The organism is Massilia aurea (assembly GCF_014200505.1).
Taxonomy (GTDB): Bacteria; Pseudomonadota; Gammaproteobacteria; order Burkholderiales; family Burkholderiaceae_D; genus Telluria; species Telluria aurea_B.
Genome location: NZ_JACHBX010000001.1, coordinates 75,419 through 90,822, shown reverse-complemented (window position 1 = coordinate 90,822; position 15,404 = coordinate 75,419). Strand labels below are relative to the sequence as shown.

The following is a 15,404-nucleotide window of genomic DNA, read 5'->3' as shown; positions in this document are numbered from 1 at the left end:
CGGTACAGGGGACAGCCTGGTTTACATCTTCCGGTGCCGCAACGCCGGCAGGCTGTCGCGCACCCCGAGCAGGAACACCGGATCGAGCTCGCCCGCAATCACGCCCTCGCCTTCCGGCAGCACCGCCTTGACCTCGCCCCACGGGTCGACCAGCATGCTGTGGCCCCAGGTGCGGCGGCCATTGACGTGCATGCCGCCCTGGGCAGCGGCCAGCACATAGCACTGGTTCTCGATGGCGCGCGCCCGCAGCAGCACTTCCCAGTGCGCGCGGCCGGTGGTGTAGGTAAAGGCGGCCGGCACGATGATCAGTGCGCACTCGCCCATCGCACGGTACAGCTCGGGAAAGCGCAGGTCGTAGCACACCGACAGCCCCACGCGGCCGAACGGCGCATCGAACACGCCGACCGTATCGCCTGGCACGATGGTGCGCGCCTCGTCGTACGATTCCGTCCCCTTGTTGAAGCCGAACAGGTGGATCTTGTCGTAGCGGCTCATCGACATGCCCTGCGGGTCGTACACGAGCGTGGTGTTGAGCACCTTGCCGGCGCTCGGCGAGACGATCGGCAGTGTGCCGCCGACCAGCCAGATGCCGTGCTCGCGCGCCAGTTCGGCCATGCATTCCTGAATCGGCCCGGCGCCCGGGTCTTCGGCCAGCGCCACCTTGTCGACATCGGTCATGCCCATGATCGGCCAGTACTCGGGCAAGGCCACGAGCGTCGCGCCCTTCCCGGCGGCCTCGGCCACGAGGCGGCGCACGGTGACCAGGTTGTCTTCAAGGTTAGGAGTGGAAACCATCTGGATCGCGGCTACGGTCGTCATGTTATTCCTTGCTGGTGGTGGGGGCGGCTGGCGTGCTGACAGGGCTGTTGTCAGGTCCGTTAGGGATTTTGGTAATGGTCGGCGATTTCCACGGCCCTGTCACCTGCATCTGGTAGGTCAGAGCCTTCATCACCGGCGCGCGCAGGAACAGCTGGGCCAGATAGCCGCCCAGGCCCAGCACCGGATTGACAGCCAGGCCGTACACCAGTGGGCCGGTGCCCAGATTGAATTCCGGAATCACGACCACGCGCAGATTGGTCGATTCGTTGGCGATGTCAGCCGTGCCATTCATGAGCACGGTGGCGGCCACGCCATGCATCCTGAGGTTATCGGTGCGCACCACGCCGCGCGTGATCAGCGCGTTGGCCGTGATGCCGTCGAATGCCAGGCCGTCGGAAAACACGTCATGGAAGTCGAGCTTGAGCAGGCGCGGCAAGGCTTGCAGGCTGAGCACGCCCAGCAGCTTGGCCGCGCCCGGGTCCTGCTTGAGGAACTGGCCCGACTCCACATTCATCTCGATCTGTCCCGACAGGCTCGGGATGTCCATCGCATACGGCAGGCCGGCCCATGAGATGTCGCCGCGCAGGTAGCCGTTGCCGCGCCCGATCGTGTCCGGGAAGCCCACGCGGTCGAGCAGGCGCCCCGCATTGTCCATGTCGAGCGCGAAGTTCAGGCTGGTATTGCTCTTGCCATCCTTGGTCAGCCAGCGACCTGACGCGTTCAGCTTGCCATCGGGATTGCTCAGTGCAAGGCGGTCGATGCGCCACTCGCGTCCGGCCAGTGCGCGTACATTGCTGGCGTTTAGTTCCAGGCGCCCCAGGTTCTTGTTGAACAGCTCGAAGCGCTCGGCCACGATGTCGAGCGACGGGATGCTGGCCGTGGCGCCCTTGTTCGACTCGAGCAGGTCCTTGACCTCGGCCTCGGCCGATTCGGGGATCACGAGCGACGCCAGGCGCGCCGTAACCTTGCCCAGGCCGCTGGGTGTTTCGGCCCAGGTCAGATAGCCGCTGGCCTGGCGCGAATGCAGGTTGGCGCGCCACGTGTCGCCCACGTGCGTGGCGCCGATGACCACATCGGCCACGCGCCGCTCGCCGACCGTCAGTTCGCTGACGCGGCCGGCCACCACGGCCGGCAGCACGTATTGGGTGACATCGGCGCCGCTGGCCGGGGCCGCATCCGCCGCCGGAGCAGGCGCGTTGGCGTCCATGCCGGCAATGGCGCGGCCTGCCGCCAGCCAATGGTCGACATTCAGCGCCTTCATGTCCAGGTGTACCATCAGGCCCTGGTCCGGACGCGGCGCCGGCACGTTCACGCCAATGCCGCCATGGGTCACGCGCCAGGCGCCCTTGCCCTGCTTTTCGCGTTCGTACCGCGCGGCCAGGCTCTGCCCGACGCCGACGCGGATGACGTCGCGCGCCAGGCCCTCGACGGTCGGCTCGCCCTCGAGCACGAAGTGCAGCGGCAGGTTCGCATCCTGCACCTTGTTCAGCGGCGCCGGCAATTCGATACCCAGCCCGGCCAGCGCCGAATCGATCGTGATCGTGCGATGCCCGGCCTTGACGACGATCTCGCCCCGGTACGGCGTGCTGCCTGACAGGCGTTCGGCCAGACGGCCCAGCGCCGGTGCCGGGGCCGTGCGGCGCATGCCCTCGGCCGACAGCGTGCCGGCCAGCGTCACGCGCGTGCTGCCCTCAGGCGTCGTACCGCCACCCACTGCCAGCGGCGCGCCCAGGAAATCGGCGCCCACGCCTTCCAGGCCAAAGCCGTGGTCGTGGAACGCGATCCGGCCCTGGGCATTCTGCAGCGCCGGCAGTTCGGGGAACAGCACCACGTCGTTGCCCTGCAACTGCAGACTGCCCTGCACTTTTGCTTCGTTCATGTGCGCCAGCGGCAGGCGCAGCTTCAGGTCGAGCTTGGCGTTACCGGTGCCCTGCGTGTCTTCGGTGAAGTGACCGATCCAGCCCAGCACCGGCGTGGCGGCCACGTAGCGTAAAAATTCCTGCAGCGGCCCGGCGCCGGCGCCATCGATCTCCAGCATCATCTTGTCATGCGCGCCCAGGTCGGGGATCACGGCCTTGACGTTCGACAGCGCCACGCCCAGGGTGCGCAGGGTCTTGCCATTGATTTCCATGCGCGCGCGGTCGAACACGATGCGCCCGTCGATCGCTTCGGCCAGCGGCCACAGCGGCGTGCCGTCCGGATGGCGGTGGCCTGGTGCGTATTCGAGCCGCGCGCCTGCCAGACGGCCGGCGACGCGGAATTCGCCCGTGTCGGCAGACTTGAACGGAAACTGCGCCAGGTCGCCGCGCAGGCGCAGCGTGGTGTCGTGCAACTGGCCGCCCTGCAGCGCGCCCACCAGCCAGTCGTGCAGGCCGTGCGGCGTGGCCAGCGGTAAAAAGGCGCCGATCCGGTTGATCGGGAAACCGTCGAGGCTGCCGGTGAAATCGGCCGTCCCTGGCCCGTGGCCGGGCGTGAGCGGCATGACGTGGCGGCCCGAGACCGAGCCCTTGAACACGCCCTGCGCAAAGTCCAGGTCGTCGATCTCGACCTGCAACTGCCGGCCCGCGTCAAACTCCCAGCGCGCATCCAGCACCAGCCGGTCGAACGGCATGCGCGGTTCGGCAAACCAGGCCGGCATATTCAGGGCAAATTGCTGCGAATCGAGCTTGACGCTGCCGGTGCGCTCGTTGGCGTCGATGCGCCCGCTCAGGTTCTCGAAGCCGGGCGTGGCGGCACGCCCCGGACGCGCGGCCTGGGCTTTGAGCGCCAGCCCGGCGACGTCGCCGCGGATCCGCCAGCCCGTTACACCGGGATAGCGTCCATCCCATTCGACACCGACATCCTGCAACACCCCGCGCGGGGCGTAATCGGCCAGCAGGCCGCGCTGCACGGGCGAGATCGGCAGGTACTGGGCCAACGCTGCCAGCGCGCCGATGTCGAGGCCCTGCGCGCGCAGCGTGCCTTGCTCGGGCTTGCCATGGGCGGCGGGCCGCCAGGTCTGTTCGAGCGTAGCGGGCGGCAAGGCGCGGCCATCGCGCGCCACCACCGTGAAACCATCGAGCCGCATCGCGTGGCCATTGGCGCCAAAGGTGGGCTTCCCATCGCCCTTGCCACTCAACAGTGTTTCACGCGCACTCAGGCGCCCCGACACGCGCGCCAGTTGCAGCGGCGCGATGTCCGGGCCCAGGCGCGCGTTCACACCGGCCAGTGCCAGGTCGGCAGTGAAACCCGCCAGGCGGGCCTGGTCGACGTTGATCCAGGTACGCAGCGAGCCACGGCCCCGTTCGAGCTGGATCGGATAATCGACGAAACGCTTCCAGGCGCCCAGGTCGACGTCGCGCAGATCGGCGTACAGCTCGCCCTTCCAGCGCGTGACATCGGACGGCTGCTGGCCGAAGCGGTGCCGGAAACGCGCACGGATGTCGAGCGGGCCGCCCAGCAGCGCTGGCGGGGTCGCCGTCAGCGCCAGGTGGTGCGCGCCCCAGCGGTTGAGCAGCGCCAGCGTGACGCCCTGCAGCGCCAGCGGCGGCGTGCCGCGCAATTCGTCGACCCAGTCGACGCGGCCATTGCGGATGACGATTTCGCGCTGGCGCAGCAGCCAGTCGGCGCCGGCACCATTGCCCTGTTGCTGCTCGAGCCGCACGCCGGCCACGACCAGCACACCGTCGCGGCCGCGCCGCACGGCCAGGCGCGGACCGATGATTTCAAGCGATGCAAAGCGGGGTTCGAGCGCGGCGATGCTCCACCAGCCGACGGTGGCGTTGACTTGCGGCAAGGCCAGCACTTGCCGGCCCCGGCGGTCGTGCAGGCGCACGTCGCGCAGCGACAAGGCCGGGCGCATGCCATGCCAGGACGCCGCCAGCTGCGAGATCGTGACGCGGCTGCCGAGTGCATTGCCGGCCACGCGTTCGATATCGCTCTTGTACAGGTCGATGTTGGGAAGAATGGCGTAGCGCAGCACCAGGAACAGCACGGCCAGCGCGAAATACACGATCAGCAGCAGCTTGACGGTAAAGCCCAGCACGTGGTGCGAGGCCAGGTTCGCGAAGCGATAACACGCGCGCAACCGGCGCCAGCGTACGGCCAGCGGCCGGGACGCGGACGTCGCCTGCGGATCCGGGTTGTGCATCAAGGTGCTAATAACAAAGGCTCGCCGAAAAATGTACAGCTCAAAAAAACAGGTCGCTTGCGTGCGTTGCGGCGTCTACCTTACCATCGGTGCTGACCCGGGCAGCAGCGACGGCCTGTTAGCGGGCCATTTTAACGCATCGACTGCCTGCCGGCCCCGACTAATGGCCTATTGAAACGGCCATCCATCGCGTTTCCCAGGATCAACGATGACCGAAGTTTCCGCTGCACCACAGCCTGTCCCATCCACCGTTCCTGTCACCGCGTCGCGTTTCGTCGCGCGCTGGCTGGGCGCCGCGCCCGAGCGCGCTGAACAGCTCGCCAGCTTGTCCACCGTATCGCTGGCCGACGCCGATTTCCGCGCGTTGCTGGAGGGCGAACTGGCCAAGGGCTTGCCGCTCGAGCGCGCTATGCGCCGGGTGCGCAACCTGTTGATCTCGACCATCGTCGCGCGCGATCTCGGCGGGCAGGCCGACCTCGATGAAGTCGTCACCGCAATGACAGCCTTTGCCGACTTCGCGATCCAGACCCATGTCGCCAGCCTGATGGCAGAGCTGGTCGCGGCGCACGGGATGCCGGTGGGCGAGGATTCAGGCCGCCCGCAGCACCTGATCGTGCTGGCCATGGGCAAGCAGGGTGGCGGCGAACTCAATGTGTCGTCGGACATCGACCTGATCTTCGTGTACCCGGAAGACGGCGACACGGCCGCTGAGGCCGGCCAGCGCCAGCTGTCGAACCACGAATTCTTCATCCGTCTGGGGCGCCGCCTGAGCGCGGCCTTGTCCGAAGTGATCGAGGACGGTTTCGTGTTCCGGGTCGACATGGCGCTGCGCCCCAACGGCAAGTCGGGCCCGCTGGCGGCCAGCTTCGGCATGGTCGAGGAATACCTGATCGTCCAGGGCCGCGAATGGGAGCGCTATGCGTGGGTCAAGGCGCGCGCCGTCACGGGCGAGCCGGACGACATCGCGGCGCTGGACGCGATCGTGCAGCCGTTCATCTTCCGGCGCTACCTGGACTTCGGCGTGATCGATGCGATCCGCACGATGCACGCGCAGATCCGCGCCGAGGTCAAACGCCAGGAGCGCCTGCATCCCGAGCGCAGCCACAACGTCAAGCTGGGCCGCGGCGGCATCCGCGAGATCGAGTTCCTGGCGCAAGTCTTCCAGCTGATCCGCGGCGGACGCGATCCGGCGCTGCGCGAGCGCTCCACGCGCAAGACGCTGCTCCTGCTGGCCGAGCGTGAGCTGTTGACGGTCGACACCGTCGAACGCCTGCTGGCGGCCTACACCTTCCTGCGCAACCTCGAACACCGGCTGCAGTATCTCGAAGACGCCCAGACCCACACGCTGCCGGCGAGCGACGACGACCGCCTGACGGTGGCGCGCATGATGGGTTGCCCGGATGAAGCCACGCTGCTGGCGCGGCTGGAAGAACAGCGCACCTACGTCGCGCAGCAGTTCGACGCCATCTTCGCCGACAAGGAAGCGCCCGAACCGGACCCCGACACCCCGGCGCTGGTCGACGACCTGGACAACCTCGACGCGCTGACTGAGCGCCTGGCCGGGCTGGGCTTCAACGACACGCGCGCCGCCGCCGGCCGCCTGACCACCACGCTGCAGGGCACACGCCTGACCAGCCTGCCCGACTTCAGCCGCGTGCGCCTGCTGGCGCTGGTCGAGGCCGCCCTGCCCCTGATCGCCACCGTCGTGAAGGATGCCGGTATGGGCAGCCACGCCGCCACGCTGGGGCGCCTGCTCGACCTGTTCGAGGCGATCGCGCGCCGCTCGGCCTATCTGGCGCTGCTGACCGAATACCCGCACACGCTCGAGCGCGTGATCCGCATGATCAATGCCAGCGGCTGGGCCGCCACGTTCCTGACCCAGCACCCGATCCTGCTCGACGAGTTGCTGGACGACCGCAACGCGGGCGCCGAAGCGCTGCCGCAGCTGGCGGCCAGCCTCGACGCGCAGTTGACCGACGCTGCCGGCGACACCGAGCGCCAGCTCGACATCCTGCGCGAGACGCACCACGCGCAGCTGTTTCGCCTGCTGGCACTGGACCTGGCCGGCGAACTGTCGGTCGAGCACCTGGCCGACCACCTGTCGGCGCTGGCCGACACGATCGTCGGGGCGGTGGTCACGCATGCCTGGCGCGCGGTCAATGGCCGCCACCGCGAGGTACCGCGCTTTGCCGTCATCGCCTATGGCAAGCTGGGCGGCAAGGAGCTGGGCTATGTCTCCGACCTGGATGTGATCTTCCTGTACGAAGACGACGATGGCGACGCGCCGCCCCTGTACGCCCGGCTGGCCCAGCGCTTCATCACCTGGATGACGGCGCCGACGCCGGCCGGCATCCTGTTCGACATCGACATCGCCCTGCGCCCGGACGGCGCCAGCGGCATGCTGGTATCGTCCATCGCCGCCTTCGAGCGCTACCAGGGCGAAGCGGCCTGGATCTGGGAACACCAGGCGCTGACGCGGGCGCGCTTTTGCGCCGGCGACGCTGCCATCGGCGCGCGCTTCGAGGCGATCCGCGAACAGGTGCTGCGCAAGGACCGATCTGGCCAGGCGGATGTGCTGAAGAACGAGGTGATGCAGATGCGCGCGCGCATGCATGGCGCGAACCTGAACCGCAGCACCCAGTTCGACCTCAAGCACGATGCGGGCGGCATGATCGACATCGAGTTCATCGTGCAATACCTGGTGCTGCGCCACGCGCACACCTACCCACAGCTGACCGCCAACGCCGGCAACATCGCCCTGCTGCACCTGTGCGGCGAACTGGGCCTGATCGACGCGGCCCTGGCCAGCCAGGTCGCGGCGGCATATCGCGCCATGCGCAAGCTGCAGCACAGCGTGCGGTTGCAAAGCCATGACAAGACCCGGGTCGAACGGACCCAGCTCGGCGCGCATCCAGACAGCGTGCTGCGCTTGTGGCACGCCTGTTTCGGGGACTAACCGCGCTGCTGCGCAACACGGCCAGTCCCGCCCTGCACTCGGTCATTCGACCCAGCGTCGTCTTTTCTCCCTGCCCCATCCCCCGCTTTTCGGCATGCGCACCGGCCTGGTGCGCATGTCATTTTCCCGCACCGGGCCGTGTCATATCCGCGCTTTTTGCACCCCTGCAGTGCCGCCGCCAATCCTGACTTTTCAGTCATTTATTTTCTTTTTATCAACTGTTGTATTTCAGACAGAAATGGCCAGTTGCCGCATTGACATGACTAAAAGCAAGATGGTCTTATACATACGCGCCTGGGGCCCGGGTAAACCGTTTCCCACGCTGGATCGCAAACGCAGGCGATGCACTTTTTAACCAAGAAAGCTGTTTCACAGCTGTGAAATGCAGGATGGAGAGCTCATGCAACAACGTACCAAGATCGCACTAGCCGTAGCGCTCGCGCTACCCGCACTGACCGCCATCGCGCAGGACAACCTCCAGCGCGTCGAAGTGACCGGTTCGCGTATTCGCCAGGTCGACCTGGAAACGGCGCAGCCAGTCCAGGTCATGACGCAGGAGCAAATCCAGAAAACGGGCCTGGTCACCGTCGGCGACATCATCAACAACATGACGTCGGCCGGCTCCCCTGCATTCAGCAAAGGCGGCGCACTGACCTCCAACCGCGAAAACGGCGGCCAGTACGCCAACCTGCGTAACCTGGGCGCCCAGCGCGTGCTGGTGCTGGTCAATGGCAAGCGCTGGACCCAGTCCGTCGCCGGCTTCACCGACATGTCGACCATCCCGTCGTCGATGATCGAGCGCATGGAGATCCTGAAGGACGGCGCTTCGTCGATCTACGGCTCGGACGCCATCGCAGGCGTCGTCAACATCGTCCTGAAAAAGTCGATGGAAGGCGGCCAATTGAGCCTGTACACGGGCCAGAACGAAAAGAATGACGGCAAGAACAAGGACTTCTCGCTGAGCTATGGCGCGGGCGACGAAAAAGCATCGCTGATGTTCGGCCTGGCGCACACCGAAAGTGGCGCCGTCTGGGCACGCGACCGCGCCATCACGGCCAATTCACGCGGCCCAAACTTCCCGCTCGAAAACCTGGGTGGCGGTCCATGGGGCCGTATCCGCGCCATCAATGCCAGCGGCGGCGCCACCGGTTTCGACCGCATCCTGAATCACACGGGCTCCTATGACGGCATCGGCGTGGGCGCCGATTCGCGCAATATCGCCAACTACCATAACGTCGCCAACCTGACGCCGGTGCCGGACGACTTGTTCAACACCACGAGCCAGATGGTGTTCGCGATGCCGAACAAGATGGACAACATCTTCGTCAAGGGCGAGATCGCGCTGCCGAAGAACATGCGCCTGACAACGACTGCGATGTATTCGCAGCGCACGAGCCTGTCGACCACTGCCGGCTATCCACTGCAATCGGGCGCGCAGTCGAATTATCCGGTGTATGTCGACAAGAACAGCTACTACAACCCGCTGGGCAGCTCGGTCGCCGGCAACGGGGCCGGCCAGGACCTGTTCTTCTATCGCCGCACCATCGAAGTGCCGCGCACCACCGAAAACGAAAACCGCACCCTGCACATCGATGCGGCCCTCGAAGGCGAATTCACGCTGCGTGGCCTGCCATGGAACTGGAGTGCCGGCTACAACCACAACAAGGTGACCGGCTCGACCCTCGGCACCGGCAATGTCAACCTGCTGAACCTGAAACGCGCTCTCGGCCCGTCATTCATGAACTCTGCCGGCGTCGTCCAGTGCGGCACCGCTGCCGCACCGATCGGCCTGGCCACCTGCGTTCCATGGAACATCCTGGGCGGCCCATCGGCCTCGACCCCGGAGGCACTGGCCTACGTCATGTCCACTGGCCAGGCGACCTACGGCAGCACGATCAACAGCGCGACGGCCGACATCGGTGGCGAGCTGCTGCAACTGCCAGCCGGCGCGCTGGGCATTGCAGGCGGCATCGAACACCGCGAAGTCATCGGCACGGATATTCCAGGCCAGTTCGAGCAGTCGGGCTATTCGACCGATCTGGCCGGCAACGCCACCCGCGGCCGCTACACCGTGCGCGAAGCCTACCTGGAAGTCAACATCCCGGTCCTGAAAGACCTGCCGTTTGCAGAATTGCTTAACTTCAACTTGGCCACACGCCATTCGGACTACAGCAACTTCGGCACCACCAACAACAGCAAGTTCAGCTTCATGTACCGTCCAATCACCGACGTCCTGGCACGCGGTACCTGGGCTGAAGGTTTCCGCGCACCGACCGTGGGCGACACCTTCGGCGGCGGTCAGCAATCCTTCGACACCGGTTGGCTCGACCCGTGCGACACCGTGTACGGCGAAGCTGCCCGCACTGCCGCAGTCGCAGCACGCTGCTCGTCGGGCTTTGGCGGCGTCATCGGCACTCCGGGTGGCTACCGCCAGCGCATCCAGAGCGGCTCGCCGATCACCTCAAGCGGCGGGGCGCAGACCGCGTATCCGTTCCAGGCCAGCGCCGGCAACGCGTTCCTGACGCCGGAAACAGCCGTGACCCGCACGCTGGGTCTCGTCTACAGCCCGTCGTACGTGCCCGGCTTCTCGGCATCGGTCGACTGGTACAGCATCAGCATCAACAACCGCATCACTGCCGTATCGTCGAGCTATGTTGCCAACCAGTGCTACACCGAAGGCCTGACGGACTTCTGCCAGAGCATCCGCCGCGATCCGGTCAGCGGCCAGGTGGTCGGCCTGACCCGCGGTAATGCCAACCTCGGCCAGATCAAGACCGAAGGCGTGGACGTCGAGCTGCGCTATCGCCTGCCGCGCTTCTCGTGGGGCCAGATCTCGCTGCGCAGCGAAACGACCTACCTGGACGAGTACTCGACCAAGAGCTCGGCCGCTGCACGCTGGATCGACTATTCGGGTGAATACGACTTCCATCGCTGGAAGTCGAACTTCACGACCGACTGGGCACAGGGCAACTGGAGCGCAACCTGGGGCATCCGCTTCCTCAGTTCGGTACTCGACCAGTGCCTGAACATCCCGCGCGGCTGGGAGTGCAATGCACCGACGACCTTCCGTCCAGGCGCAACGTCGGCTGGCGCAAACCGCCTGTCGTCGCTGACTTACCATGACATCAGCGCTGGGTACAAGTTCGACTGGAACGCCAGCCTGCGTGTCGGCGTGAACAATGTGTTCGACAAGTCACCGCGCTTCACACTGCTCGGCGCCTCGTCTGCCACGACGGTCGATGCCGACCTGCCAATCGATCGCTTCTTCTACGTTCGATACAACCAAGCGTTCTAAGCAATTTAATTGCGTTGAAAGCCCGCCCGGCGCAAGCCGGGCGGGCTTTTTTGCGCTCAGCCAAACTTAGATCAGCAAGTAACCATATAGTCAATTACATGTCATATCGAAAAAGAGTAAATACACATTTCTGCAACAAAACTGTCACATTCTCACCCTTCTGGTGCGTATGCATTGACAGTGAAGTACCCCGAATGGTTTTATTGCTGACTTGAAAAGTCGTTTAACCAAATTAGTTGGCGTTTTTCAGCGAGTCGCTCCGCGACATTTTTCGGTGGCAGGTCCTTACCCAGGTCCCGCCGCGCATACACCCTAGGAGTTCTGCAACATGATGGAAACACTCTTGTCCCGTTCGGTCCGCGCTATTTGCCTCGGCGGTATGACCCTTGGCATGACCGCTGCGATCGCGCAGGAAGTCGCTGCGCCACAGCGCGTCGAAGTGACCGGTTCGCGTATTCGCCAGGTTGACCTGGAGACGGCACAGCCGATCCAGATCATGAGCCAGGAACAGATCCAGAAGACCGGTCTGGTGACCGTCGGCGAGATCCTGAACAACCTGTCGTCGGCCGGTGCGCCTGACTTCTCCCGCTCGGGTTCGTTGACTTCGAACAGCGAAATCGGTGGTCAGTACGTCAGCCTGCGCAACCTGGGCTCGAACCGCCTGCTGGTGCTGGTTGACGGCAAGCGCTGGACGCAGTCGGTCGATGGCTTCACCGACTTGTCGACCATTCCATCGTCGATGATCGAGCGCATGGAGATCCTGAAGGACGGCGCTTCGTCGATCTACGGCTCGGACGCAATTGCAGGCGTGATCAACATCATCCTGAAAAAGAACATGCAGGGCGGCCAGCTGTCGCTGTACACGGGCCAGTACGAAAAGAACGACGGCAAGAACAAGGACTTCTCGCTGAGCTACGGCGCCGGCGATGACAAAGCATCGCTGATGTTCGGCCTGTCGCACACCGAATCCGGCCGCGTGGGCACCATGACCCGTGCGATCAGCTCGTTCACGAACGGTCCTGCTCACCCATTCGATGGTCTGGGTACCGGTCCATGGGGTCGTATCACCCCGGTCAATCCACGTACCGGCGGCTCGCTGGCCACCGGCGCTGGCAGCTTCAACCAGACCCTGAACCACACCGGCAGCTTCGACGGCCAGGGTGTCGGCGCAGACTCGCGCAACCCGAACAACTACCACCCATACGCCAACGGGATCGACGATCGCTACAACTCGACCCAGGACATGGACCTGCTCATCCCGAGCAAGCTGGACACCCTGTTCGTCAAGGGCGAGATCGCGCTGCCGAAAGACATGCGCTTCAAGACCACCGCGATGTACTCGCAGCGCAGCTCGTCGCAGACGGTCGCCGGCTACCCGCTGACCTCGACCAGCCAGCCGAACTACCCGGTCTACATCGACAAGAACAGCTACTACAACCCGTACGGCAACAGCGTCGCTGGCGCCGGCCTGGGTCAGGACCTGTACTTCGCACGTCGCACCACCGAACTCAAGCGTATTACCGAAACCGAAAACCGCACACTGCACATCGATGCAACCCTGGAAGGTGATTTCACCGTCAAGGATCTGGCATGGAACTGGAGCGCTGGCTACAACCACAGCAAGGTCTCGGGTTCGCAATTCGGTACCGGCAACATCAACCTGCTGAACCTGAAAAACGCCCTGGGCCCATCGTTCCTCAACTCGGCCGGCGTCGTCCAGTGCGGTACTGCAGCTAACCCGATCGGCCTGTCGTCGTGCGTGCCGTTCAACGTCCTGGGTGGCCCATCGGCGTCGACCCCGGAAGCACTGGCCTACATCAACTCGACCGGCCAGTCGACCTACGGCTCGACCGTCAACAGCGCTACCGCTGATCTGGCTGGCGAACTGTTCCAGCTGCCAGCCGGTGCACTGGGTCTGGCAGTCGGTATCGAACACCGTGAAGTCAAGGGCCAGGAAGTTCCAGGCCAGTTCGAGCAATCGGGCTACTCGACCGATCTGGCTGGCAATGCCACCTACGGTCGCTACACCGTGCGTGAAGCGTACGCCGAGCTGCAAATCCCTGTCCTGAAGGCAATGCCTTTCGCAGAACTGCTGAGCTTCAACCTGGCCACCCGCCACTCGGACTACAGCAACTTTGGCGTGACCAACAACAGCAAGGCCAGCTTCATGTACAAGCCGGTCAAGGACGTGCTGATTCGTGGTACCTGGGCTGAGGGCTTCCGCGCTCCAACCCTGGGCGACACCTTCGGCGGCGGTTCGCAGTCGTTCGACACGTTCCTGGATCCATGCGACACCGTGTACGGCGACGCAGCACGTAACCCAGCTGTCCAGGCACGCTGCGTTGCATCGGGCACCACGCCAACCTACCGTCAGGTCAACCAGGCCGGTACCCCGATCCCTAGCGCCGTTGGTATCCAGTCGACCGTCGCGTTCAACACCGGCGCCGGCAATGCATTCCTGGAACCAGAAACCGCAACGACCAAAACGGTCGGCTTCGTCTACAGCCCATCGTTCGTGCCTGGCCTGTCGGTTGGCCTGGACTGGTACAACATCTCGATCGACAACCGTATCACCGCGATCAGCGCGACCTACGTTGCCAACGAGTGCTTCATCAACGGTAGCGCCAACTTCTGCTCGGCAATCCGTCGTGACCCGGTCACCGGCCAGATCACCACGCTGTCGCGCGGTAACGCCAACCTGGGCAACATGGAAACCGAAGGCCTGGACATGTCGATTAACTATCGTCTGCCACGCACCGCTTACGGCCAGTTCAACATCCGTAACGAAACTTCGTACGTCGACACGTTCCGTACCCGCAGCGGTGCTGATTCGGAGTGGAACAACTACGCCGGTGAGTACTTCTACAACCGCGTGAAGTCGAACACCAACGTCGACTGGGCCATGGGCAACTGGAGCGCCACCTGGGGCTTCCGCTACTACAGCCCGGTCAAGGACAGCTGCTACACCTCGACCATCGAGTGCAACCTGCCTGACTACGAAGCAACCTTCGGCACCGGCGCCAACAAACTGGGTTCGATCACGATCCATGACGTGAGCGTTGGCTACAAGACCAGCTGGGATGGCCGCATCCTGTTCGGTATCAACAACGTCTTCGACAAGTCGCCACGCACCGTGTACAACACGCAAGCGTCGGCAGCTTCGGTCGATGCTGATACCTCGCTGGACCGCTTCATGTACGTCCGCTACACCCAGAACTTCTGATGGATCGGGGTCGCAAGACCCCGTCCTGAAGTCCTGACCGATGCCCGCCCGGCCCAGCCTGGCGGGCATTTTTCTTGCACTATCCTGCTTGCCTGGCGCCAACGCGGTATCATGGCGGTTTGCCTGCGGCGCCGCCGCGCTACTGCCTCCCGTATGACCATCAAACTCAAGAACGACAAAGACATCGCCAAGATGCGTGTGGCCGGCCGCATGGCCGCCGAAGTGCTGGACATGATCAAGGAATTCGTCGTGCCCGGCGTGTCCACCGAAGAACTCGACCGCCGCTGCCACGACTACATCCGCAAGGTGCAGAAGGCCACGCCGGCCAATATCGGTTACCACGGCTTCCCGAAAACCCTGTGCACGTCGATCAACGGCGTGGTCTGCCACGGCATCCCGAGCGAGAAGGACATCCTCAAGGACGGCGACATCGTCAACATCGACGTGACCGTGATCAAGGATGGCTGGCATGGCGATACGAGCCGCATGTACTTTGCCGGCACGCCGTCGCCCGAAGCGAAGAAGCTGGTCGAGGTCACCTATGACGCCATGATGGCGGGCATCCGCGCCGTCGGCCCGGGCGCGCGCCTGGGCGACGTCGGCCACGCGATCCAGACGCTGGCCGAAGGCGCCGGCTTCTCGGTCGTGCGCGACTACTGCGGCCACGGCATCGGCCGTGTCTACCACGAAGAACCGCAGGTGCTGCATTACGGTCGCAAGAATACGGGCCTGCTGCTGAAGGAAGGCATGACCTTTACGGTCGAGCCGATGATCAATATGGGCGAAGACGACGTGATCCAGTTGGAGGATGGCTGGACCGTGATGACGCGCGACGGTTCGCTGTCGGCGCAGTGGGAACATATGCTGGTGGTAACGAAGAATGGCGCCGAGATCCTGACGCCGTGGCCGGACAAGCGCTGATCAGTCTGCAACAGGACGTGCATCAATAAAAAAAGGGCCGGCTCCCGCCAGGGATCCGGCC

6 protein-coding genes are annotated in these 15,404 nt (G+C 64.6%); 4 read left to right on the top strand and 2 right to left on the bottom strand.

Annotated elements, in window-relative coordinates:
* Positions 1-21: 21 nt before the first annotated feature.
* Complete coding sequence (locus HD842_RS00335; RefSeq protein ID WP_183549435.1) at positions 22-819, bottom strand: carbon-nitrogen hydrolase family protein; 798 nt, start codon at positions 817-819, stop codon at positions 22-24.
* 1 nt (position 820) lies between these two features.
* Positions 821-4,948 (bottom strand): YhdP family protein, encoded by a 4,128-nt coding sequence (locus HD842_RS00330; RefSeq protein ID WP_183549432.1) that lies wholly within the window; start codon positions 4,946-4,948, stop codon positions 821-823.
* A gap of 208 nt (positions 4,949-5,156) precedes the next feature.
* Between HD842_RS00330 and glnE the strand changes: the two genes are divergently transcribed.
* The 4 genes from glnE to map all read left to right on the top strand — a co-directional run bounded on the left by glnE (position 5,157) and on the right by map (position 15,343).
* The gene (gene glnE / locus HD842_RS00325) at positions 5,157-7,904 is read left to right on the top strand and encodes a bifunctional [glutamate--ammonia ligase]-adenylyl-L-tyrosine phosphorylase/[glutamate--ammonia-ligase] adenylyltransferase (protein WP_183549429.1); all 2,748 of its coding nucleotides are present in this window, start codon (positions 5,157-5,159) and stop codon (positions 7,902-7,904) included.
* Positions 7,905-8,304: 400 nt separating this feature from the next.
* Positions 8,305-11,199: a TonB-dependent receptor domain-containing protein gene (locus HD842_RS00320; RefSeq protein WP_183549426.1), complete on the top strand. Its 2,895-nt coding sequence runs from the start codon at positions 8,305-8,307 to the stop codon at positions 11,197-11,199.
* Between the two features lie 391 nt (positions 11,200-11,590).
* A complete protein-coding gene (locus tag HD842_RS00315) occupies positions 11,591-14,422 on the top strand; it encodes a TonB-dependent receptor domain-containing protein (RefSeq protein ID WP_229424527.1) in 2,832 nt (943 codons plus the stop codon).
* A 153-nt stretch (positions 14,423-14,575) separates the two neighbouring features.
* Complete coding sequence (gene map, locus HD842_RS00310) at positions 14,576-15,343, top strand: type I methionyl aminopeptidase (RefSeq protein WP_183549420.1); 768 nt, start codon at positions 14,576-14,578, stop codon at positions 15,341-15,343.
* Positions 15,344-15,404 lie beyond the last annotated feature (61 nt).

What these genes read in the sequence shown, in the direction of transcription:
- HD842_RS00335 (WP_183549435.1), bottom strand. Translation starts at nt 819, where the DNA reads ATGACGACCGTAGCCGCGATCCAGATGGTTTCCACTCCTAACCTTGAA.
- HD842_RS00330 (WP_183549432.1), bottom strand. Translation starts at nt 4,948, where the DNA reads ATGCACAACCCGGATCCGCAGGCGACGTCCGCGTCCCGGCCGCTGGCC.
- glnE (WP_183549429.1), top strand. Translation starts at nt 5,157, where the DNA reads ATGACCGAAGTTTCCGCTGCACCACAGCCTGTCCCATCCACCGTTCCT.
- HD842_RS00320 (WP_183549426.1), top strand. Translation starts at nt 8,305, where the DNA reads ATGCAACAACGTACCAAGATCGCACTAGCCGTAGCGCTCGCGCTACCC.
- HD842_RS00315 (WP_229424527.1), top strand. Translation starts at nt 11,591, where the DNA reads ATGACCGCTGCGATCGCGCAGGAAGTCGCTGCGCCACAGCGCGTCGAA.
- map (WP_183549420.1), top strand. Translation starts at nt 14,576, where the DNA reads ATGACCATCAAACTCAAGAACGACAAAGACATCGCCAAGATGCGTGTG.